The sequence below is a fragment of the Acidovorax sp. LjRoot129 genome, assembly GCF_964253765.1.
Taxonomy (GTDB): domain Bacteria; phylum Pseudomonadota; class Gammaproteobacteria; order Burkholderiales; family Burkholderiaceae_C; genus Acidovorax.
On the sequence record NZ_CAXUSE020000001.1, the window covers coordinates 2,979,637 to 3,001,000 of the forward strand.

At 63.2% G+C, this 21,364-nt stretch carries 26 protein-coding genes; 11 read left to right on the top strand and 15 right to left on the bottom strand.

What is annotated here, in order from left to right; translation table 11 throughout:
- Positions 1-75: 75 nt before the first annotated feature.
- Positions 76-906: an HDOD domain-containing protein gene (locus ACSQ3Q_RS13625; protein ID WP_436134902.1), complete on the bottom strand. Its 831-nt coding sequence runs from the start codon at positions 904-906 to the stop codon at positions 76-78.
- 61 nt (positions 907-967) lie between these two features.
- Positions 968-3,337: a Tex family protein gene (locus ACSQ3Q_RS13630; protein ID WP_436134903.1), complete on the bottom strand. Its 2,370-nt coding sequence runs from the start codon at positions 3,335-3,337 to the stop codon at positions 968-970.
- Between the two features lie 180 nt (positions 3,338-3,517).
- Here ACSQ3Q_RS13630 and ACSQ3Q_RS13635 point away from each other — a divergent pair, with 180 nt between their 5' ends.
- From ACSQ3Q_RS13635 to ACSQ3Q_RS13655, 5 genes are all read left to right on the top strand, one after another.
- On the top strand, positions 3,518-3,931 hold the full coding sequence (locus ACSQ3Q_RS13635) for a hypothetical protein (RefSeq protein WP_436134904.1): 414 nt from the start codon (positions 3,518-3,520) through the stop codon (positions 3,929-3,931).
- Positions 3,932-3,993: 62 nt separating this feature from the next.
- Positions 3,994-5,133, top strand: a complete 1,140-nt coding sequence (locus ACSQ3Q_RS13640; RefSeq protein WP_436134905.1) for a DUF72 domain-containing protein — start codon at positions 3,994-3,996, stop codon at positions 5,131-5,133.
- 197 nt (positions 5,134-5,330) lie between these two features.
- Positions 5,331-5,618, top strand: a complete 288-nt coding sequence (locus ACSQ3Q_RS13645; protein ID WP_436134906.1) for a hypothetical protein — start codon at positions 5,331-5,333, stop codon at positions 5,616-5,618.
- 9 nt (positions 5,619-5,627) lie between these two features.
- Positions 5,628-6,395 carry a histidine phosphatase family protein gene (locus ACSQ3Q_RS13650; RefSeq protein WP_436134907.1) on the top strand — a complete coding sequence of 256 codons (768 nt, stop codon included), beginning with the start codon at positions 5,628-5,630 and terminating at the stop codon, positions 6,393-6,395.
- Between the two features lie 5 nt (positions 6,396-6,400).
- Positions 6,401-7,345 (top strand): NAD(P)H-hydrate dehydratase, encoded by a 945-nt coding sequence (locus ACSQ3Q_RS13655; protein WP_436134908.1) that lies wholly within the window; start codon positions 6,401-6,403, stop codon positions 7,343-7,345.
- Positions 7,346-7,497: 152 nt separating this feature from the next.
- Here ACSQ3Q_RS13655 and ACSQ3Q_RS13660 read toward each other — a convergent pair whose 3' ends face one another.
- A complete protein-coding gene (locus ACSQ3Q_RS13660; RefSeq protein WP_436134909.1) occupies positions 7,498-8,676 on the bottom strand; it encodes a multidrug effflux MFS transporter in 1,179 nt (392 codons plus the stop codon).
- 249 nt (positions 8,677-8,925) lie between these two features.
- Between ACSQ3Q_RS13660 and ACSQ3Q_RS13665 the strand changes: the two genes are divergently transcribed.
- Both ACSQ3Q_RS13665 and ACSQ3Q_RS13670 read left to right on the top strand, forming a co-directional pair.
- Positions 8,926-9,303, top strand: a complete 378-nt coding sequence (locus ACSQ3Q_RS13665; RefSeq protein WP_436134910.1) for a DUF4288 domain-containing protein — start codon at positions 8,926-8,928, stop codon at positions 9,301-9,303.
- Positions 9,304-9,799: 496 nt separating this feature from the next.
- Entirely contained in the window at positions 9,800-10,264 is a 465-nt protein-coding gene (locus tag ACSQ3Q_RS13670) for a hypothetical protein (RefSeq protein WP_436134911.1), read from the top strand.
- Here ACSQ3Q_RS13670 and ACSQ3Q_RS13675 read toward each other — a convergent pair.
- A complete protein-coding gene (locus tag ACSQ3Q_RS13675; protein ID WP_436134912.1) occupies positions 10,241-10,705 on the bottom strand; it encodes a hypothetical protein in 465 nt (154 codons plus the stop codon). The two genes, ACSQ3Q_RS13670 and ACSQ3Q_RS13675, sit on opposite strands and share 24 nt — an antisense overlap.
- A gap of 542 nt (positions 10,706-11,247) precedes the next feature.
- Between ACSQ3Q_RS13675 and ACSQ3Q_RS13680 the strand changes: the two genes are divergently transcribed.
- The 3 genes from ACSQ3Q_RS13680 (at position 11,248) to ACSQ3Q_RS13690 (ending at position 13,738) form a co-directional block, all read left to right on the top strand.
- The gene (locus ACSQ3Q_RS13680; RefSeq protein WP_436134913.1) at positions 11,248-11,682 is read left to right on the top strand and encodes a DUF4279 domain-containing protein; all 435 of its coding nucleotides are present in this window, start codon (positions 11,248-11,250) and stop codon (positions 11,680-11,682) included.
- Positions 11,683-12,217: 535 nt separating this feature from the next.
- Positions 12,218-12,718, top strand: a complete 501-nt coding sequence (locus ACSQ3Q_RS13685) for a hypothetical protein (RefSeq protein ID WP_436134914.1) — start codon at positions 12,218-12,220, stop codon at positions 12,716-12,718.
- A 627-nt stretch (positions 12,719-13,345) separates the two neighbouring features.
- Positions 13,346-13,738 carry a hypothetical protein gene (locus tag ACSQ3Q_RS13690; protein ID WP_436134915.1) on the top strand — a complete coding sequence of 131 codons (393 nt, stop codon included), beginning with the start codon at positions 13,346-13,348 and terminating at the stop codon, positions 13,736-13,738.
- A gap of 80 nt (positions 13,739-13,818) precedes the next feature.
- Here the strand turns inward: ACSQ3Q_RS13690 and ACSQ3Q_RS13695 are convergent, their stop codons facing one another.
- The 5 genes from ACSQ3Q_RS13695 to merT all read right to left on the bottom strand — a co-directional run bounded on the left by ACSQ3Q_RS13695 (position 13,819) and on the right by merT (position 15,706).
- Positions 13,819-14,190 carry an SMI1/KNR4 family protein gene (locus tag ACSQ3Q_RS13695; RefSeq protein WP_436134916.1) on the bottom strand — a complete coding sequence of 124 codons (372 nt, stop codon included), beginning with the start codon at positions 14,188-14,190 and terminating at the stop codon, positions 13,819-13,821.
- Between the two features lie 122 nt (positions 14,191-14,312).
- Entirely contained in the window at positions 14,313-14,711 is a 399-nt protein-coding gene (locus ACSQ3Q_RS13700; RefSeq protein WP_436134917.1) for a DUF6869 domain-containing protein, read from the bottom strand.
- Positions 14,712-14,808: 97 nt separating this feature from the next.
- Positions 14,809-15,036: a GDCCVxC domain-containing (seleno)protein gene (locus ACSQ3Q_RS13705; RefSeq protein WP_436133455.1), complete on the bottom strand. Its 228-nt coding sequence runs from the start codon at positions 15,034-15,036 to the stop codon at positions 14,809-14,811.
- Positions 15,033-15,332, bottom strand: coding sequence for a mercury resistance system periplasmic binding protein MerP (gene merP, locus ACSQ3Q_RS13710; RefSeq protein WP_436133456.1), 300 nt, complete (start codon positions 15,330-15,332; stop codon positions 15,033-15,035). The genes ACSQ3Q_RS13705 and merP overlap by 4 nt, the downstream gene beginning before the upstream one ends.
- Positions 15,332-15,706 (bottom strand): mercuric ion transporter MerT, encoded by a 375-nt coding sequence (gene merT / locus ACSQ3Q_RS13715; RefSeq protein ID WP_436133457.1) that lies wholly within the window; start codon positions 15,704-15,706, stop codon positions 15,332-15,334. The genes merP and merT overlap by 1 nt, the downstream gene beginning before the upstream one ends.
- Before the next feature lie 42 nt (positions 15,707-15,748).
- On the opposite strand from merT, the gene merR reads away from it, so the two are divergent.
- A complete protein-coding gene (gene merR, locus ACSQ3Q_RS13720) occupies positions 15,749-16,186 on the top strand; it encodes an Hg(II)-responsive transcriptional regulator (protein WP_436133458.1) in 438 nt (145 codons plus the stop codon).
- Here the strand turns inward: merR and tnpC are convergent.
- The 6 genes from tnpC to ACSQ3Q_RS13750 form a co-directional block, all read right to left on the bottom strand.
- Positions 16,175-17,701 carry an IS66 family transposase gene (gene tnpC, locus ACSQ3Q_RS13725; protein ID WP_436136946.1) on the bottom strand — a complete coding sequence of 509 codons (1,527 nt, stop codon included), beginning with the start codon at positions 17,699-17,701 and terminating at the stop codon, positions 16,175-16,177. The two genes, merR and tnpC, sit on opposite strands and share 12 nt — an antisense overlap.
- 84 nt (positions 17,702-17,785) lie before the next feature.
- Positions 17,786-18,148: an IS66 family insertion sequence element accessory protein TnpB gene (tnpB, locus tag ACSQ3Q_RS13730; RefSeq protein ID WP_436133459.1), complete on the bottom strand. Its 363-nt coding sequence runs from the start codon at positions 18,146-18,148 to the stop codon at positions 17,786-17,788.
- Complete coding sequence (gene tnpA / locus ACSQ3Q_RS13735; protein WP_436133460.1) at positions 18,115-18,453, bottom strand: IS66-like element accessory protein TnpA; 339 nt, start codon at positions 18,451-18,453, stop codon at positions 18,115-18,117. Before tnpA ends, tnpB begins: the two co-directional genes overlap by 34 nt.
- 138 nt (positions 18,454-18,591) lie before the next feature.
- The gene (locus ACSQ3Q_RS13740; RefSeq protein WP_436134918.1) at positions 18,592-19,113 is read right to left on the bottom strand and encodes a hypothetical protein; all 522 of its coding nucleotides are present in this window, start codon (positions 19,111-19,113) and stop codon (positions 18,592-18,594) included.
- A 403-nt stretch (positions 19,114-19,516) separates the two neighbouring features.
- A complete protein-coding gene (locus ACSQ3Q_RS13745) occupies positions 19,517-20,626 on the bottom strand; it encodes a diguanylate cyclase domain-containing protein (protein ID WP_436134919.1) in 1,110 nt (369 codons plus the stop codon).
- Between the two features lie 282 nt (positions 20,627-20,908).
- Entirely contained in the window at positions 20,909-21,355 is a 447-nt protein-coding gene (locus tag ACSQ3Q_RS13750) for a type II 3-dehydroquinate dehydratase (RefSeq protein WP_436134920.1), read from the bottom strand.
- Positions 21,356-21,364: the final 9 nt, after the last annotated feature.

Below are 21,364 nucleotides of genomic sequence, written 5' to 3' on the forward strand. Positions count from 1 at the left end.
GGTCGGGGCGAAATGTTTGAAGGCTCAACATGCCCGACATGCCAAGGCCGCTGCAGGGGCGCGGCCCGCGCGCTCTCAGACCACGTAGTCCTCGCCAGACTCGGGCCTGGCAGTCCAGTCGATGGGGTCCTGCTGCAACACCATGTCGATGTCCAGCCCGAGCGTCAGGCCGACTTCGCCCGGGAAGGACACAGCGAGTTCCCTTTCGCCCAGCTCCGCCTCGCGCGCCCGGGCGCGCCACGAGGCCAGGTGGATCACGCCGGCCAGCGGCTCGTACACGTTGCTGTCAAAGGGCGCGCTCTGGTGCTGCAGGGCATCCACCACCACCTCGGGCAGTTGCCAGCGGCGTGCCAGCCCGGCGGTGACGTGGCCGTAACAGTAGCCAAAGATGCGCTGCTCGATCTTGCCGCGCCGCAGGTCAAACGGCGCCACCAGCGTGTTGACCGACTGCGCCTTGTCAGGGTCGGCCAGGTGGATGACGAGTTCACCCAGGCTGTGCAGCAGGCCCGCGGTGTAGGCCGCAATCTGGTTCTGCTGCGCAATGCCCGCCAGCGATCGCGCGAGCTTGGCGGTGTTGAGGCTGTAGCGCCAGAACTGCTGCATGTTCACCCCCGGCACCGACCGCGACGTGGTGCCGAGCGGCGCCGAGTTCACCAGCGCGCGCACCTGGGCCGTGCCCAGCAGCGCCAGCGCTTCGGGGATGCCCGCGATCTGGCGGGGCAGTTGGAAGGTGGGGGAATTGGCCAGCTCCAGCAGGCGCCCGGCCAGCGCCGGGTCGGTGCCGAAAAGCTGGTTCAGGCGGCGCAGGCTGGGGTCCTCATGGGCCAGCTCGCTCATCAGCAGCGCCACGGCGCGCGGAAGGCTGGGCAGTGCCACGGGTTGGGCCAGCAGTGCGTTCAACTCCATGTAGATCAGGCGCCAGAGTTTCGGTTGCTGGCGATTATGGGCCCCTGCTCCGGTCCCCGGACTAGCGGCCCTTGGCCTGTTGCAACTTTGCGAATGCGGATGCCATTGCAGACTGCTGCGTGGGCTCCGGCCCCCGGCGCTGCGGCTGCGCGTAGCCGCGGCCCGCGCCCTCAAAGCGGTTGTCACGCGGGGCACCACGGTCACCGGCCTGACGCGGCGGCGCGTCGCCCAGCTTCATCGACAGGCCGATGCGCTTGCGCTCCACGTCCACCTCCATGACCTTGACCTTGACGATGTCGCCGGTCTTGACCACTTCGCGCGCGTCGTTCACGAACTTGTGCGCCAGCTGGCTCACATGCACCAGGCCGTCCTGGTGCACCCCCAGGTCGATGAAGGCGCCGAACTGGGCCACGTTGCTCACGGTGCCCTCCAGAATCATGCCTTCCTTCAAATCTTTGATGTCTTCCACACCATCGTTAAAGCGCGCCACCTTGAAGTCCGGGCGCGGGTCGCGGCCGGGCTTTTCCAGCTCGGCCAGGATGTCCTTGACGGTGATAACGCCGAATTTTTCGTTGGCGAACAGCTCGGGCTTCAAGGTCTTGAGCATGTCGGCGCGGCCCATGATTTCGGCCACGGGCTTGCCGGTCTTTGCCATGATCTGCTCGACCACGGGGTAGGTCTCGGGGTGCACGCCGGTCATATCGAGCGGGTTCTCGCCGCCGCGGATGCGCAGAAAGCCCGCGCTCTGCTCAAAGGTCTTGGCGCCCAGGCCAGCCACGTCCATCAGTTGCTTGCGGCTCTTGAACGCGCCGTTGGCCTCGCGCCAGCGCACCACGGCCTTGGCTACGCTGCCCGACAGGCCCGACACGCGCGAGAGCAGCGGCACGCTGGCCGTGTTCAGGTCCACGCCCACCGAGTTCACGCAGTCTTCCACCACCGTGCCCAGGGTGCGGGCCAGCTCGCTCTGGTTCACGTCGTGCTGGTACTGGCCCACGCCGATGCTCTTGGGGTCGATCTTGACCAGTTCGGCCAGCGGGTCCTGCAGGCGGCGGGCGATGGAGGCCGCGCCGCGCAGGCTCACATCCACATCGGGCATCTCTTGCGAGGCGTATTCGCTGGCAGAGTAGACGGACGCGCCAGCTTCGCTCACCACCACTTTTTCAATCGCGCGGTCCACCTTGGCCGCCAACTTGATGAGGTCGGCGGCCAGCTTGTCGGTCTCGCGGCTGGCCGTTCCGTTGCCAATCGCAATCAGGTTCACGCCGTGTTTTTCAGCCAGCTTGGCCAGGGTGTGCAGCGAGCCTTCCCAGTCGCGGCGTGGCTCGTGCGGGAACACGGTGGCCGTCTCCACCAGCTTGCCCGTGGCGTCCACCACGGCCACCTTCACGCCCGTGCGGATGCCGGGGTCCAGCCCCATCACCACGCGCGGGCCGGCAGGTGCGGCCAGCAGCAGGTCGCGCAGGTTGTCGGCAAACACCTTGATCGCCACCTTCTCGGCGTCGTCGCGCAGGCGGGCGAACAGGTCGCGCTCGGTCGACAGCGACAGCTTCACGCGCCAGGTCCAGGCCACGCTCTTGCGGATCAGGTCGTCGGCGGGGCGGCCTGCATGGCTCCAGCCCAGGTGCAGGGCGATCTTGCCTTCGGCCAGGCTGGGCTTGCCCGGCTCAGGCTCGACAGGCAGCACCAGCTTGGCTTCCAGAATCTCCAGCCCGCGGCCGCGGAACACGGCCAGCGCGCGGTGCGACGGCACGCGGCCGATCGGTTCGTCGTATTCGAAGTAATCGCGGAACTTGGAGACTTCAGGGTCGTTCTCGTTCTTGCCCTCGACCTTTTTGCTGCGCAGCAGCCCTTCGGCCCACAGCCATTCGCGCAGGCTCTGCACCAGCACCGCGTCTTCTGCCCAGCGCTCGCTCAGGATGTCGCGCACGCCGTCGAGCACTGCCGGCACCGTCGAGAAATCGGCGCCGGGCTTGCCATCGTCCAGCACTTCAGCGGGCTTGGTGAAGGCCGCGGCCTCCTTGGCGGGGTCGAGCGTGGGGTCGGCAAACAGCATGTCGGCCAGCGGTTCGATACCGAATTCGCGGGCGATCTGGCCCTTGGTGCGGCGCTTTTGCTTGAAGGGCAGGTAGATGTCTTCCAGCTCCTGTTTGGTGGGGGCGGCGGCAATCGCAGCCCGCAACACGTCCGTGAGCTTGCCCTGCTCGTCGATGCTCTTCAAGACCGCAGCGCGGCGGTCTTCGAGTTCGCGCAGGTACGACAGGCGGGCTTCGATCTCGCGAAGCTGGATATCGTCCAGGCCACCGGTCACTTCCTTGCGGTAGCGCGCGATGAAAGGAACCGTCGCCCCGCCGTCCAGCAGCTCCACCGCGGTGCGCACCTGTGCTTCACTAACCCTTACTTCCGAGGCCAACTGGCGAATGATCTGCTGCATGGGGGCGAACTCTCTCTGACTCGATTCAAACAAACAAAACGCGAAGCGCGCGAGTTTGCCACAGGAGTTTTGGGTGCCCGGCGCGGGCAGGCGCGCCAAGCCCAAGGCACCCCGGCGCCTCGCCGCGCCAGCGCAAATACCTGGCGCGCATCCAAACGCTCCCTAGAATGCCGGCTGGCCATGAACCCTGCGTCCCCCCTCACCTTCCCCATCCGCACCGAATGCCCGCCTGGCACTTGTGTGTGTGATCGTGACGCGTTGCTCGCGTCACCGCAGGGCGACCATCGCATCCTGCGGCTTACCCGCAGCGAAGAGAAAAAGCTGCTTGAACGGCTGGAAAACCTGGCAAGCCTGGCCGACCTGCGCCGCATGCAGGAGCGCCTGGAGCAGCAGCTGGGTGTGCGCCTGTCCATCACGTTGAGCCCCCACGAAGTGCGCAGCCTGCGCGGTATCGCGATCCTGGTGCTGGAGCAGCCCGGCCTGTGCCGCAAGACGCGCCAGGCCATTCCCGCCGCGATCCGCAAAAGCATGGACCAGCGCCCGGAGATCACGTACGAGCTGCTGAACGAGGGTGGGCTGTTCGGAGGTTTGTGAGGCGCGCGCCCATCTGTCGCACCGCACCCACCATCCGACCGCCTCTACTGTCGATGACCCCCATGCAAAACGACCTGTTTGGTGGCCCGCCCGACATGCCCCCCGCGCCAGCAGCTGGGGGCACGGGTGCACCCGAGGCCCAGACCCGCGCACCGGCGCCGGACCAAGAAGACAGCGAATCAGCACCCGCCAAGCCCCCTCGCCGCACTGGCGTCCACCCTGCCCCCGGCCTCGACGGCCTCAAGTCCCTCGCTGCGGCCCTGCCCCCGCAGCTGCGGCTGGGCACGTCGTCGTGGAGCTACCCGGGCTGGCAGGGCCTGGTGTGGGAAGGCGCACATTCCGAATCGATGCTGGCCCGGCAAGGCCTCGCGGTGTATGCGCAGCACCCGCTGGCGCGCACGGTCAGCATCGACCGCGGCTTCTACCGCCCGCTCACGGTGAGCGAATACGAGCGCTACGCATCACAGGTGCCCGACGACTTCCGCTTTGTGGTCAAGGCGCCGAGCCTGGTGACCGACGCCCTGGTGCGCAGCGAAGACGGCCGCGGCCGCCAGCCCAACCCCGCCTTTTTGAACCCCGACCTGGCCCGCAGCGAATTTGTGGAGCCCGCCCTGCAGGGCCTGGGCCGCAAGCTCGGGGCCCTGGTGTTCCAGATCAGCCCGCTGCCGCTGGCGCAGCTGGACCGCATGCACGAACTGCTGGTGCGCCTGCGCGCCATGCTCGCGGCGCAGCCGGCGCTGGCCCCACACGCACCCGACGGCGTGTTGGCCGTGGAGGTGCGCGACCCGGAATGGCTCACGCCCGAATTTGCTGCCGTGTTGCGCGATGCCGGCGCCACCTACTGCCTGGGCCTGCACCCCAAGATGCCGTCGCTGCAAGACCAGCTTCCGCTGCTGCGCGCGCTGTGGCCCGGCCCGCTGGTCTGCCGCTGGAACCTGAACCCGGTGTTTGGGCCCTACGGTTACGAGGAAGCGGAGCGGCTGTACAGCCCGTACGACCGCTTGCACCACCCTGACCTTGAAACGCGGGCCGCGCTGGCGAAGGCTATCGCCGGCATCACCAGCAGAGGGCAGAACGCGTTCGTCACCATCAGCAATCACGCCGAAGGCTGCGCGCCGCGCTCGGTGCATGCGCTGGCGCAGGCCGTGGCGCAGGCCTGCGGTGTGTCAGGTGCGCCGATGCGGGCCGCTGCAGGCCAGTAGCAATCCTGCGCAAATGCGGCGGTGTCACCCAGCGCTGGGTGACATGCGGCGGTCACCCAGCGTGGGTGACCAGGGCAGCGGCGTGTGCGGGGGCGCCGGTGTAGGACGCGGATCACCTGCGACAACACCCAACGCCGACACCGCGGTGCCGCCGCGTTGCGACACGATGAACGCTCTTCAACCAGCAGAACTACGCCATGGACATCCCCCAAGACATCAGAGACGCGGTACACAAAGCCCAGCAGCCCGGCAACGCTCGCCCCGGCTTCCCCGGCGAGCACTGGCTGACCCTGGGTGCGGGCCTTCTGATCCTGCGCGGCGCCGGTCGCCGCAAAGGCTTGGTCGGCAAGACGGTAGGCCGGCTGGTCGGCGGCGCACTGATCGCGCGCGCCGCGTCGGGCCGCGACGGCGTGATGGGCAAATTGCTGCGCGGGACTTCCAGCGTTGCCGGATTGCCGAGCTCTTCACGCCGTTCCGGCAGTTAGTCGAGCGCCATGGAGACACGCTGGCCATCAATCCTGTGGGTGGTGCGGCACGGCCAGAGCGCGGGCAATGTGGCCCGCGACACGGCCGAGGCCGCCGGTTTGGAGACCATCGATCTCGCGTGGCGCGACATCGACGTGCCGCTGTCCGACCTGGGCACCGCGCAGTCGGTGGCCCTGGGCGAATGGTTTGGCCGCCAGCCGGTGGACGCACAGCCCCAGGTCATCCTGTGCTCACCCTACGTGCGCGCGCAGCAGACGGCGCAGCTGGTTGCGCAGCACAGCCGGCTTGAGCATGTGACGCTGCGGCTGGACGAACGCCTGCGTGAAAAAGAGTTCGGCATCCTCGACCGCCTCACCCGCTTTGGCATCCAGCAACAACACGCCAAGCTGCATGAACAGCGCACCCACGTGGGCAAGTTCTACTTTCGCCCGCCCGGCGGCGAGAGCTGGTGCGACGTGATCCTGCGGCTGCGCAGCCTGCAGGAGATGGTGACGCGCGAATACGCCGGACAGCGTGTGCTGGTGGTGGCACACCAGGTCATCGTCAACTGCATGCGCTACCTGATCGAGCATATGACCGAACAGGAGATCCTGGACATCGACCGCCAGGGCGATGTGCCCAATTGCGCCGTGACCATCTACCGCGCGCATGCAGCCGACGAAGGCCGGACCGATAAGGCCATGCACTTGGTGCAGGCCAACTTTCTTGCACCGCTGCGCGACGCGCAGACTCCGGTGACGCGCGAGCCGGACGAGTCCGCAGCCCCCAGCCCCTGAGCCCCATGCCCACTCCTGCACTCCAACCGGCTGGCAGCGGTCGTCTGCCCCGCCCGCGCGCGCTGACCGAAGCGCTGCTTTCGCGTTGGCCCTTGCCCGACCCTGGCGACCACGCCGACAAGGAAACACGGGGTCATGTGCTGGTGGTGGCAGGCAGCCACGAGATGCCCGGCGCCGCGCTGCTGGCGGCCATTGCCGCGCTGCGCGCCGGTGCCGGCAAGCTGACGGTGGCCGCGCCCGAACGGGTGGCCCAGGGACTGGCGCTGGCCATCCCTGAAGCCCGCGTGATGGGCCTGGCCGAGACCCGCGGCGGCGGTTTTGCTGCGCGTGACTGCGACCGCCTGGGCCCGCTGGCCGCCCAAGTGAGCGCGGTGGTGCTGGGCCCCGGCATGCTGGACGAGGCGCGCAGCGTCGCGTTTGTGCGCACGATGCTGCCGCTGTTTCGCGAGAGCACCGTGGTGCTGGATGCGTATGCGATGTCCGCCGTGGGCGACACCCCTTTCGACCAGCCTGTGGTGATGACGCCGCATGCGGGCGAGATGGCGCACCTGACGGGCCTGTCGAAAGAGGCCGTGCTGGACGACCCGCTGGCCACGGTGCTGGCCGCCGCCCAGCGCTGGGGCGCCTGCGTGGCGCTCAAGGGCAGCACTACCTACATTGCCCAGCCCGACGGCAGCGCGCTGCGGTTTGCCGGGGGCACGCCGGGGCTGGCGACCTCGGGCTCGGGCGACACACTGGCCGGGCTCATCGGCGGGCTGGCCGCACGCGGAGCGCCGCCGCTGCATGCTTGCGCCTGGGGTGTGCTGCTGCACGCGCGGGCGGGCGCAGCGCTGGCGCGGGACCAGGGCACGCTGGGTTATCTGGCGCGCGAGCTGTCAGCGCAGGTGCCGGCGTTGATCCACGCGCTGGGCCGGCGCAGCCCGGGCAAGAACGCCGCACGGCGTGGTTGATCTCGGCGACAGGTGGTGCGGGTAAGACGGCCCGAACGGCCGTGACGGTCGCCAGCCGAATGTTTTTCAAGTCAAATTGGCCGCTAGCGCTTGTTCCATAAGCGCTAGCAGCTATTTATTTAATAGCGCTTGATCCAGGAGCAGCAACATCCTCACGCCGGCACCCGCGCGGGGCGACTGCGCCCCAGCGTGATCCAGGTCAGCACAAACCCCGCCAGTGCCCCGCTGGCCATGCCCACCACCATGGGCAGTGGCTTGCCGTTAGCAAACAAACCCACCACCCCCATGGCCGCGGCGCCCACCAGCATCTGCAGGGTGCCCAAGAGGGCAGACGCCGTGCCCGCAATCGCGCCGTGCTCTTCAAGTGCCAGCACTGAGGTGGTGGGGATGACCAGCCCCATCAGCGCGCTGGCCACAAAGTACAGCGACAGCAGCACGGCCAATTCATCGCCACCCGTCAGGTAGTACGACAGCATGGCGATCATCACCACGGCCGCGCCCGTCACGGCCGCCTTCACGGTAGGCACCATGCCGAAGCGGCGCCCGAGCTTGGCGTTGAACTGCGCAGCGGCAAAAAAGGCGGCGGCGTTGACGGAGAAAGCCAGGCTGTACTGCACCGGCGTGAGCCCGTAGTGGTTGATGAGCACGAACGGCGAGCTGGCCAGGTACACGAAGAACCCCGCCATCGAGCAGCCACCAATGAACACCAGCCCCAGGTAGTGCCCGTCGCGCAGCAGCAGCCAGTAGCCCGACAGCGCACTGGCCAGGCTGCTCTCCAGCCGCTCGGCCGCAGGCCGCGTTTCGCGCAGGCCCTGGGACACCAGCAGCAAGCCCGCGACGGCAGCCACGGCCACCGCCCAGAACACGCCACGCCAGCCCGCCAGCGCAATCACCCCGCTGCCCGCCAGCGGCGCCAGCAGCGGCGAAATGCTGAACACCAGCATCAGCAGCGACATGAGGCGCGCCGCCTCGGTGCCCGTGTGCAAGTCGCGCACCACCGCGCGCGGAATCGCCATGCCCGCCGCCGCCCCCAGCCCCTGCACAAACCGCAGTGCGACCAACGTTTCGATGTCGGTGGCCAGCGCGCAGCCCACGCTGGCCAGCGTGAAGACCACCAGCCCGGCATACAGCGGCGGCTTGCGGCCCACCATGTCGGAGAAGGGGCCGTAAAAGAGCTGGCCCGCGCCCAGGGAGACAAAAAATGCCGTCAGGCTCCACTGCACCGCCCCCACGTTGGCCCCCAGGCTGGCGCCAATCTCGGGCAGCGCAGGCAGGTACATGTCGATGGCAAAGGGTCCGATGGCCGAGAGCAGGCCCAGGATCAGGGCCATGTGGAAAAAGCGGGGTTCTTGCATAGCGGGCCATTGTCACCAGTTCGGTGCGCGACCACGGGAAAACCCGCAATGGCGATGGCCGGCGGGCACTCAGGCGTGCCGCTCACTCCAGCCGCGGCTGGGCGTGATGCCAAACGGCCGAAGCAGGCGGCTAGACTTCGGCTATCGGCTAGGAGCAGACGCTCAGGGTACCGGTTGAGCGATTGGCGCTTTGTTTGGTACTGGCTGCAGGTTTGAGAGTTTTTGATGACACACGACAAAAATCTTTCCCCAGTGGGCTGGTATGTGGTCTCGTATCTGATGCGCTTCGTTGAGTTGGAAGACGACCGAAAGGACGATGATGAAGCTCGATTCCTGTCGTGGGAAAACACAATCCTCGTACGTGCATCGGCCCTTGAACAAGCCTATGAAAAGGGCATGACGGTAGCTCGCGAGAATGCGAAACCATACAAGGGCGGAACTCAAGGCGTACCTGTTCAATGGAAGTTGGTAGGTATCACCGATGTCCTTCCAATCTACGAGGAGCTGGAAGATGGGGCGGAAATTTTGTGGACTGAGCGCGCGCCTCGAAAGCTCAAGAATCTCAAACAGATGGTGGGACAGAAGGGCTCGTTTCGCCAGTAGCTGCCAACTTAGAGCAGAGGCGACGAATGTGAACTGGAGGCCCGCTTTCCAGAAGTTTTATGTCGCGTCAGGGCCCGCTAGCGCACTTCGCCGTAGGGCAGAATTCGGCCTGTAGCCGACATTGGAATTGCTTGCCTACCTGCCATGCCTCTTCCACATCGCAAACGGTCAGCCGCATCTTTAAAGCGTTTTTGACCCACGCCGTATTGCCTGAGGGCAATGCTGCGATCCGTTTCGTCAATGCAAGTCTCGACGAGCCCGTGCAACAAGCAGTGCTACTGGAGGAATTTCGAGCAAGTGCCTTTGGACTTACTGGTGGAATCCGTCAAGTCTGGTTTGTAGTCAGGGACGACCCTCAGTCGGTGTTCTACGACCTTCAGACCGGGTCCTTCGGGGCTTGCTGGGGGCCAGATGCGGCAACAGGTCGGTACGTCGACCTTGGGTTCAGAGACGAAAACCCGTTCGAAATGTTCATTGCATGAGCACTCCAATCGGCATGAACCTCATTCTCGAAAAATCCGAGCAAATATCGTGGTTCACAGATATGGCTGCGACCTTCTCAGCTATGGGAGTGAACCCTCGAACATACGACTGGTATGTGAGCGACGTTGAAACCAACGCGTCGATCCCCGCTCTCAATAAAGGCGATAGTTGGATGACGGGTGATGAGCTTGCGTCGGCTTTACTCGGACAGCCGATACAGTTCATCTGGGCGGTGTTTAGTGCGTTCCCACCTGGAGTGCGCGTTGAGGTGGGCAGCCGCCCAAGTGCTGACGGAAATCCCAGCTTTTGGAGGCCGCCCGACGTTTGTCCACAGTTGCCTGGGGCCTGCTTCGAGATCGTGTGCTGGGATTCTTCAGCCACGCTTCTGGTGGGCGTGTCTCAAGAGCAAGCCGACAGATATTTGCGAACCTACTCCAACGCCCAGCTGCTGGCTTCAACTTGGTCTACTGAAGGTTGAAGCCAGGTCGGCTTTTGGCGCGCTGGGGTCCTTCGGCGGGGGCAGAATTCGGCCAAGCGCGGCCCGCGGCTTAGACCCTGCGGCACAACGCTGCGCCTTTCGGATGCGGCGCACTTCCGCTCGAACGAATCTCCTAAAGCGGCGCTCTGGGCCGTCTAGTGCGTGCGCAAGTATGTCTAGGCCTGCCGTGTCGAGGAGGTTTACTGAAGCGCCATGCCTGACTAGGCTGCGAAACATCCTCTTGCGTTCGCGAAAGTGGTTGTCATGCATTCGACAGAGCCACATCAGAGCGGTGTAACCGTTTTGGTCTTGTGCGTTTGGATCTGCACCCGCACGGATTTCGCGGCTGAGACCGCTTGGATAACAACACAAAGCGAAATTCATCAGCGCGGTCATTTGACGCTCCCCTACCAAGGGAGATACGAGCAATGGCTTTTCCATGTGGCTTAGTGTCGAGGGAACAGAATGCGAATCGGGTATTAATAGGACGGCTTCTTGGATTGCGGCACTCTGGATCGGCCGCCTGCGGAGCAATCTCAACGGCGCCTTTGGGCCCGCTACCGCCCTCGCAGTCGGGCAGAATTCGGCAGAAGCGGTCTTAGGCGAAGCCCCGCAAGACGCCTTCGAATCTTCAATCTTCAATCTTCATATGGTCTACCTTGCAATAACCTCAGAGGGCCTAGCTCAAGCGCTGCATGCAGCAGGGACCGGTGACGCGGTTTGGGGTGGTGCCGATGCGATTTCAGAGGAAGCATGGGCCGCGCTACCCACGCCTAAATGCACTCGTTTTATCTATGAGTTAAGGGATCGGTTTCTGCTGGATGACGCTGTAGGCACTATCGAAGAGCATCACCCCGGGCAGACCATTTGGGTCGAGGGTACATCTCCTGCATGACCAATAACGGCCAACAGCGGTCCCTTGTCAATCTGAATAGGCATCATTGATGGCACATCTAGCGCGGTCTGTGGCGACATTGCGCATCATGGGCGACGAACTTCTTCCCGAGGAAGTCTCGAGACTGCTTGGGGCAGAGCCGACGTCGGGTCATGCAAAAGGGCAGCATCTCTCAACGGGTCCATCGGGGCGCACACTCACGAGAAACTCTGGCATGTGGCGTCTATGCGCGACGGAGACCAAGCCAGAGAATCTCGACCATCAGGTTTCTGAGTTGCTTGGACAAGTCACTTCAGACTTGTCAGTCTGGAGCGGCATTGCGGCTCGGTTTCGCATTGACTTGTTCTGCGGATGGTTCATGGGTAGCGGAAACGAGGGTGTGGCGATTTCGCCCGCGACCATGGTCGCATTGGGGCAGCGCGGCATACAGTTGTCCGTCGACATCTACGGGCCCGAAGCGTTGGATGCTGACAGGGTTGTGCCGGGTGCTTTGGCTGCCCCGCCAATGTCAGCTATGGAGTAAATGGTAGGCCTGCTTAAGGCCCGCTAGCGTCCCTCGCCGTGGGGCAGAATCCGGCCAGCAGCGGATCCCCGGCAAGTGGCGTTGCATCAGCCAAAAATCCCAAAATCACCTTGAGACACTGCACTTATGGGTAGAACTTGCGAATCAATGTTGCACCGCGATGCGCTCCTTCGCAGTGAGGTCGCCGCGTGCTACTACTGCCTAGAGAAATATGCGCCGAGCACCATCATTGAATGGTGCGATGTAGACAACCAGAATCAAACGGCCATCTGCCCCCGATGCGGCGTTGACGCCGTAGTTGGTTTCAATGGACCGCCCGATGATGTTTGGCTGAGGACTACTCGCGCACGCGCCTTCGGCGAGGATTGAGCTTCAGCTTTGGGCCCGAAGCCGACAGTGGATAAACTTCCCGACAGCGGTCACCGAGCCTGCCTCAATTGCTTGGAGCCTAAAACGTGACTGTCAACTTTAGATGAATACATTTCCACGGTCATTCGGCGGGCGAATTTTGGCCATCACCTGGCTACTACTCTGCATGGCAGTACTGCTCTTCGCGTTCGTACGGCGTGACATGCCGAACATGTCGATTGCATTCACTTGGCTCCTAATTCTTCTAACTGCCCCCGCTGGCTTCCTAGCCCTGGTGGCAGCAAAGGTAGGCGTGGCCGGGGCGCTCGGCCTTGCATCCGATCCCTTCATAAGTGTTTTTTCGCTCTGGGCTGCGGCAGTGCTAGCTGGGTACTTCCAATGGTTCATGGCTGTGCCCTGGATCATGCGAAGCTCAGTTCGTCATTTCAACGGTGTATTCAGCAATCATCCACGCCAGATCACTATTTATATTCTGGCTGGGGCATCAGTACTTTGCCTATTCACCGGCCGCATTCTTGCCGGAGTGGCCTGCGTGCTTTTGGTGGGTGTGGTCGCAATGGCGCGTGGACAACGGGTGACAGCAGCGGGACTTGCCGTCGCGGTTGGCATTATGGTAGTCCTGGTGTTTCTCATTTCCGTTGGGGGCGCATTCGTCCATTCCCGATAGTCCTGTTGCGACTGACCGCGCCTACATGGACCAATGTCGACCGGAATCTACGTCGCTGCGTGGCTGGGCAATCCAACGGCGGTTGTCACCACTCTCTTGGACGGCAAGATTGCAAACATAGCGCGACGCTGGAGGCTCATCGCGCCATCCAAAACTGAACGGCTGCTCCCGCACTCTGGAGATGTCCGCTTCTGGCCGACTGCAGCTGATGTTCAACAGGCGGCTTCTAGTGCCGCAATATAGGGCACAACGCGCGGATGCTCCTGGACCCATTGGATGCCCAGGTATGAGGATACGGAGCCTGAGCCAATGACGGTCGCAAGCGACCCGGACTTGCTGGCCTGCAGCAGTTGGTGGGCGGAATGCATGACTGCCTCGCTCGCGGCCGACCCCGGCTCCCCAGCTTCGGAATGCCACTCCTTTTGAATCGCACTTATCAGTTTGCCCGCCGCAGCCTCAAGCTCGGTTCGTGAATTTGTCATTGGGGCGAAGGTCCGGTTGTGGCCGGAACCGGACCGTAGGCTGTCTCAGAGATCGACGCCGCGCCCCGTTTGGCTGTCTCAGACTTCGTTTGCCAGCAACACCAACTAGCCACTGCCCTGCAAAGGATGGGTCTGGTCCCTACTCATGTTTCACCGAAAACTGCTCTCCTTAACCGCTGTGCTTGCGCTGCTTGCTGGGTGCTTCGGTGCCGCAGACCCCGTCCATGTCTGGATCTCATCCGACGAATACAAGACGGGTACTGTCAAATCGCCCCTCGCCACGCCCATCGTGGATGAGGTGGTCCGCCAAAAGCCGAAGGTGGTCCAAGTAACGATGTGCGGCGCGCACACAGCACCAAAGATGGTCCAGTTTCACACTGAACTGCGCGCCCGGATGGATGCAAAAATGACAGCCGGGTTTTACGAGACTTGCCCAGGTAAAAAGGTTGCAACGCCGCCCCCCGCACCGCAAATCCTGCGTTTTCGTACGGACGGCAGGCTGGAATCGATTGCGCCATCACTAAGTCAATACCACTGAGTCCATTGTTGAAGACATGTGGCTTTTCGCGAACCCGCTCACCGGCTATCTCACGTTGAGCCGACATTCCGTTCTGCGTTTCACCGCCGCTCAACGCAGCATTGCTTGAACCAATCCTCGAAAGACGGCCAGCTTTCCTGTGACCGGCCGTTGTGCGACCAGAACGCAACCTCACCACTTGGAGACACAAGGAAATAGTCGCCGTTGTCCTGGATGAATGGGAGCCAGCCGCGCGGTACTACATCACGTTCCCACGCCTCCTTGGCGACGTTGGGGAGATACAGACGCTCTATCCCAGGCCGAACTAGTGCCGGTTCGTACAAGGCGTTGTGAACGTCCCCGCCAGATTTCAAAAACTCGCGATACGCCATCGGGAATTTGAAGCTGAGTACCGATTCAATCGCAGAAATTTCGGCGTCCGTGGGGAGGTCGTAGGCTGTGACGTTGTCCATTTTAAATGTCCGCTTCTGGTCGAATTCTGCCCCACGGCGGAGGACGCTAGCCTTAGCTGCTCTTGAATATTCCAGTATGCCGAGTCACTAACGAAGCAGGCGCCGACCCCCTTATCAAAAGTCTATTCAACAGGGACTCCATCCCAACCCCGACGGTCCCAAGCAGCTTGCACCCTGGCCCAAATTTCTTCCGCCATAGAACTTTCCCAAACGCCGCCAAGCAACTGGGCGAATTTAGGATTTTTCTTGGCCTCTGCTTCAACTAGCTCAATGACCAAGTAGCCATGCTTATCCAAAAGGTCCTCCAAGGGACCCGCCGATAAAACCTCTTGAATCTTGTTGCTTGTGTCGAGTTTCAGAATTTCTAGAATCATGGACCACGCTAGTAGAGGCTCATTTCGCACCAAATCCCACTCGCGATCAAACACCCATGAAAGAGCTTCTTTGTCAGGCGAACTCTTGTCGGCTTGCCAATAGGCGATCCAGCACTCGGCAAGCGTTCGAAGTTCTATTGCATTCATGTGCAAAAATTTCCAGGAGCAGCCCTGTTCGATCTGCGGTAAGCGTCCGGGCATCCCACATTGATCTGTAGTTGAAGGTTGCTGAGTAGGCGAACCTCTACGTTTTGGAACCGCAGCAGGTGTCGTCGCCACCGGCTTGGATTGGAGGGCACGGCACCGAACCGAACGAGCAGAACACACAACAATCGCCCGGTTTTGGACGCAAGACGGTGTGGCACCTTTCACACTCGTAGAACCATTGGCACGCGTCCGTCGGCATTGTTTCGTTCTTGGCATGCCCACACACTGGGCATGTCAGAACAGAGTCCAAGATCAAACCTGTCATGGCTTTGCCGCGGCAACAGATGACGGGAACCCGGCTTCCGCGGTGGCCTTGGTCAGCACGTCCACCTTGACCCTGGTGTCATCAAAGACCACCGTGGTCTCTCGTTTGGCCAGGTTGGATTTGACGCCAATGACTCCGTCAATCTGGGTCAGTGCCTTCTTCACCGTGATGGGGCAAGTGGCACAACTCATGCCGGGCACCGAAAGAGTGACGCTCTGTTGGGCAGCCCAGCCGGGCGTCAGCAGCAAGACTGCTGCAGTGGTCATGATCAACCGCTTCATGTCGGAGCCTTTCATCAGTAGAACCAGTGGGCGAACAGGGGGAACACCAGCGCGGCCACCAGTAACAGGGTCACCATGGCAAACAGCACCTTGTAGGAGAGGCTGACCATCGGCCGCTGACATACCTGTCCCGCTTCACAGGCCACAACCGGGCGCCATAACCGGCGCGCCGCAAAGATCAAGGCGATAGTGGCTGCACCAATGAACAGTGGTTGGTACGGCTCCAGCAGCGTCAACGTGCTGATCCATGCCCCAGAGATGCCCAGCATGATCAGCACCAGAGGGCCAAGACAGCAGGCCGACGCCAAGAGCGCGGACAGGCCCCCCGCGATCAAAGCCTTGCCACCGCGAGCGGAACGGTCAGAGCTATCGGTAGATTTTGTTGACATGGCTTAAGCTTAGTCCCGTACATTGGTACGGAGTCAAGCACCATGAGCCTTCCTCTTCCGCATGCCCACCCCGGCTTGACCATTGGTGATCTGGCCAAGGCGGCCGGTGTCAATGTAGAGACCATACGGTTCTACCAACGCAAGGAGCTGATGCCCGAGCCAGAACGGCCCCAGGGCAGCATTCGGCGATATGATCGAAATGACCTATCGCGATTGCATTTCATCAAGACTGCGAAGCGGCTGGGGTTCAGCCTGGATGAGACCGCGCAGTTGCTGCAACTCGACGATGGTGCGAGCTGCGCTCAAGCCCGTACACACGCGGAGTCCAAACTCGCCGAAGTTCAACTCAAGCTTGCAGACCTGCACCGAATGGAAGCCGTACTCTCTGAACTGATCGATCTCTGCGGTTCTGGGAGAGGCAAGGTCCGCTGCCCGCTGATCGCGGCAATGGTGAGGCAGTCGCCCCCTCTACAGATTTGAAGCAGTGGTGGACTGCCAGTAATGTGGCAACAGATCTTGAATGCGGCTGGCGCGCTGCATGGGCAGGCGTGCCATCACATCGTGCAGGTAGGCATACGGGTCGTGGCCATTCATTCGCGCTGACTGGATCAGGCTCATGACGGCCGCCGCCCGCTGGCCCGCGCGCAGGCTGCCAGCGAAGAGCCAGTTATTGCGGCCAATGGCGATGGGCCGAATCTGGTTCTCGATCCAGTTGTTGTCCGCGGGCAGCTGCCCGTCATCGACGAACCGCGTCAACGCTTCCCAGCGCCGTAGGCTGTAGTCCAGCGCCTTGGCGCTTGCAGAACCCTCAGGCACCTTCTGGCGTTGCAGCAGCATCCACCGGTGCAAGGCATCGAGCAGCGGCTTCGTTTGCTGTTGCCGGATGGCTTGGCGATGATCGGCGCTGAGCTCCTTGACTTCACGCTCAATCTCGTAGACCCGACCGAACTGCTGCAGCGCGAACTCTGCGATCTGACTTTGATTGGCCGCATGCAGATCGAAGAACTTGCGCCGCGCGTGCGCCAGGCAGCCAACCTCGGTCACGCCGCTGGCGATCAAGGCCTTGTAGCCGCTGAAGTCGTCACAGGTGAGGCTGCCTCTCCAGTCACCCAGGAAGCGCCGGGCGTGTTCGCCCGAGCGTGATTCACAGAAGTCGTAGACGACCACCTTCGTGTCCTCGAAGGCCCCCGTGGCGTAGGCCCAGAGGTATGCGCGGTGCGTCTTGCCATTGCCCGGTTTGAGCATGGACACCGGCGTCTCGTCGGCATGCAGCACGCGGTGCTGCAGCAGCTCGTTTCTCATGGCATCCACCAGCGGCTGCAGCTGCACGCCGCAGGAGCCCACCCATTGCGCCAACGTCGAGCGTGGGATGGCGAGACCAGCTCGGCCGAAGATCGCTTCCTGGCGGTACAGCGGCAGGTGATCGGCGTACTTGGCCACCAGCACCTGCGCCAATAGACCGGTGGTGGGGATGCCCTTGTCGATAACGTGAGGATCGACAGGCACTTGGGTGAGCGTCTCGCACTTCGCGCAAGCCCACTTACCCCGGATGTGGCGCTCCACGGTGAACACACCAGGCACGTAGTCCAGCTTCTCGGCCACGTCCTCGCCCACGCGCTTCATCTGGCAGCCGCACTGGCACAAGGTGGATTCGGGCTCGTGGCGGATCTCGCGCCGCGGCAGGCTCGATGGCAGCGGCGCGCGTTTGGGAACCTTCTTCTCTTCCAGCTTGGCTGGTGCCTGCGCTTCCTGCAGCGCATCGATCTCCGTGGCCACGGCCGCCAGGTCAGCTTCGATCTCGTCTTCGAGCAGGCTCTTCTGCTCGGGGTTGAAGCGTTCGGACTGAGCGGCAAACTTCATGCGCTTCAAGAGCGCGTTCTCGTGCGTGAGTTTGTCCAGCAGCGCGCTCTGGTGGCGCAGCTGCGTCATGAGGCGCGTGGTCAGCTCACGCAGCTCTTCTGCGCTCAGGCTCTGCAGGGATTGAGGCTCGACCACCATGGGCATTCACTGTGCCAGCACTGGCACATGCGCACCATTGGCGCATGCCCCAATTGGCAAGCACCGGTCCGCGCTTCAGAGTCAGACCACGGTGATGACTCCGCCGTCTGCCAGGCGCTGCCAGGGCAGGCCCAGCACCAGCGCATCGAACTGCGCGCGGGTGAGCGAGGCGGTGCTTGCCGCATCACGCGGCCAGACGAACTTGCCGCTGTTCAGGCGCCGCGCCGCCAGCCACACACCAATGCCATCGTGCACCAGCACCTTCATGCGGTTGGCGCGTCGATTGGCGAAGAGATAGGCGTGGTGCGGGCGCGCTGCGCCGAAGACCGACACCACGCGCGCCAGCGCCGTCTCGGTCCCAGCTCGCATGTCCAGAGGTTCAGTGGCCAGCCACAGTGCATCCACCCGGATCACTTGAGCAGCTCTCGCATCCACACGCCGCACTGCTCGGCCGCCGCCAGGGGCCAGGTCACCGAGACGCTGGTGGCGCCACGGCGCAGCTCGATGCGGATGTCTGGTGCAGGCGCGCACGTCGCGGGCGGCAGCGCTACAGGAACGAATGCAGGGGCCTGCAGTCCAGGCAGCGCGTTGCCATCCTGGCGGCGCCACTTGTGCACGACGTTGGCGTTGATGCCGTGCGACAGGGCAATGCCGGCCACCGAAGCGCCTGGCTCGGCGCACTTGGCAAGGATCTGCTTCTTGAGCTCGGCGCCGTATCTCCGGCGGGTCTTCTTCTTGGCTTCATTCATGGTGTCCACCTAACGCTTGGTGGACACCATCGTTGCCGCTTAGGTCAATGCATTCAAGGGTGGGATGACCGCGCGCTTACGATCTGCGTGCAGGTGTTGCGTGTGATTAAAGACCGTTAGCGGCCGAAAGCTTCTTGCCTAATTCTGAACCGTGATCCACACCGCTCGGGGATCGCACTGCTGCGTACACGCAAACACATAGACCTCATTGCCAAGCAAAAGCACATAGCTTCTTGCCGAGCAACTGTCCAGCTGCTCCGGTGCGCTTGGTAGCTTGGGGAATTCGAAACCGTCGCTGACCTGGCACACGAACTCCATCGGCGAGCCGCATGCGCAGAATAAGGTTTCGGCATCCTGTACCCAGTCGGGCGCACCGCCGACTGCGATGCGGTAGTCCTTGTCGTCGGGTTGATCGGCCAGTACGAGTTCAGCCGGCTGAAGTATTGCGGGACCCGTCACGCGCTGCGTCGCTCCAGGCTTTTCCAGCGATGCGTACCAGTGACCTTCACCTCGCTCCCAATAGGCTGGAGGAAGCGCACCAAACGATTCGAAGCTTGGAATTTCGTTGTGCTCGGGGCACATGAGTACCGACAACCTGCTGCCTTCGACGAAAGGGAGCTCGGCCGCAATGGGGAGCGCGAACTGCAGAAACGGAATCATCTGCCTGTCGCACTGGGTGCAACACGGCAGAGCTTGGCCCTCCGGGGCCAGATAGGCCCCACCCACGGAGTCTGGAGAGGTCTGCCGCTCGAAGCACAAGTTGAAGAATTTTCTTGGCACGTGTCATCTCACTGATTCGGCACGATTTTTCGCATTGTGCGAAATTCGGCCCGTGGTCAGAGTCCCAGACCGGCCGCTTCCGGTCCAATTTACTCGCTGTCGCGAACGGCTGGTTGTGGCCGATTTCGGTCCTCGAATCAGCGCCAGCGCTTCCATTTGCTCCAAACTCACGCCTTCCCGAAGAGCAGTGAGCAAAATTCAAGCTAGCAAATCTACTTTGCTCACGCAACGGAAATTCATCAGCGCAACCCGGGCGCTTCGGTGCGACTGCTGACGACTTTCCCTAAAGATCAACGTCGTTTCTCACCGAACCGGCACCCCAAGCCTGCGCTAACTCGATCCGGTTGCCCCCGGCTTGCTTCGCGCGGACCATCGCGCGGTCGGCCTCGCGCAGCAGTTGCTCGGCCACATCGTCGCGCTGCGGCGCCAGGCTGGCTACGCCAAAGCTCGCGGTGACGACGCCGGCCGGCGCGCCTTCGTGCGGCAGCGCTAGCTGCACGATGGCGGTCTGGATAGTGCGGGCCACCTCGGCCGCGGCCGCCAGGTCCAGGCCCGGCAGCAGCACCACGAACTCCTCGCCGCCGAACCGCGCCGCCAAGTCGCCGTCGCGGCGTGCACCCGTCTGCACGAGCGTGAGGGCCAGCGCCTGCAGGCAGGCGTCGCCCGCCAGGTGCCCGTAGTGGCCGTTGAAGTGCTTGAGCCCATCCACGTCCAGCAGGATGAGCGCCAGCGGCGTCTGGCCCCGCTGCGCGCGCGCCCATTCGCGTGCCAGGGCTTCGTCAAGGTGCCGGCGGTTGGCGATGCCCGTGAGGGTGTCGGTGTGAAGCAGCAGCTCCACGCGTTGTAGTGATTCCTCCAGCGCCTGGGTGCGTTCCTGCACCAGCGCTTCCAGTTCTTGGTTGCGCTGCAGCAGCTCCTCAATGGGGCGGATGGCATTCCTGCGGGCCCTGCCGAACGGAATGGAAACGCTCACGTGGGCGATCTTCCAGTCGCCCGCGCTGCGTGCTCCGCGGTCTTCGCCGTCTTTGTTGTGCTGACCCTCGCCCACCTCGCGGCGAAACAGCACCACCTTGCGCGCCGTCTCCTGCGCAAACGTCGTGTCAGGGATAGGCAAGTGGATGTGAAAAAACGCGGTGGCGGCCAGCAGGTCGTCGCCCAGATCCTGCACGAAGAGGTCCACCAGCTCGATGCCGATGCGCGTGGGCACCTGCGCAAAGTCCTGCCGCGTGACCTCGATCCACCCGGCGCGCGTCTTGACGAGCTGCTCGCCGCTACCGGAGAAGCCGCTGAAGTTTTCACTGAAGCGCTCGAGCAGCCGGACATCGCGCGCGGCATACATCTCGATGTACTCATCGAAAAGCATGCGGATGAGTCGCGCGCGGTCCGGGTGCATGCGGGGGTCCTTGGGGTGCGGGTTGAAAGCGCCGGCGAAGGGCTCGGGGCGCCAGGGTGGCGGCAGGCGCGTTTGAATGTAACACCCGGTTTGCACCGCTGAGAAGGCGGGATGACCCTGCGCAAAGAGGTGGTCGGCGGGTTCAACAACGCCGCCGGCTCGACGGTTTCAGGAGGCCACTTCCTTCCACCCCAAAGCGCCAAGCACCTGCGCAGCACGGCTGCTGGCAAGAGGGAGCGAAAGCACGCACTGTCTGCCGGGCGCCCCGCTCCGTTGTGCGCCTCAAGTCCCCGCAGCTTCCCGCAGGCTTTCCACCAGCGATCGCAGCCCGGCCAGGTACGAGTGCGGCCCGAAGCCCTGCACCGTGGCCTTGACAGCCGGCGAGATGATGGAATGCGCGCGCCAGGCCTCGCGCGCGGCGATGTTGGACATGTGCACCTCGATCACCGGGAACGGCATGGCCTTGATCGCGTCGTGCAGCGGCACGCCATGCTGGGTAAGGCCCGCGGGGTTGACCAGCGCGCCCTGCGCGGCGTCGATGTGGTCGTGCAAAAAGTCGATCAGCACGCCTTCGTGGTTGGATTGCAGGATGGCCAGTTCCACCCCCAGCTCAGCCGCGAGCTTTTGCAGGCGCTCGTTGATCTGCGCCAGCGTGGTCGTGCCGTAGATGTGGGGTTCGCGGCGGCCGAACAGGTTGAGGTTGGGGCCGTGGAGCACAAGGATCTTCATGGTGCGGGC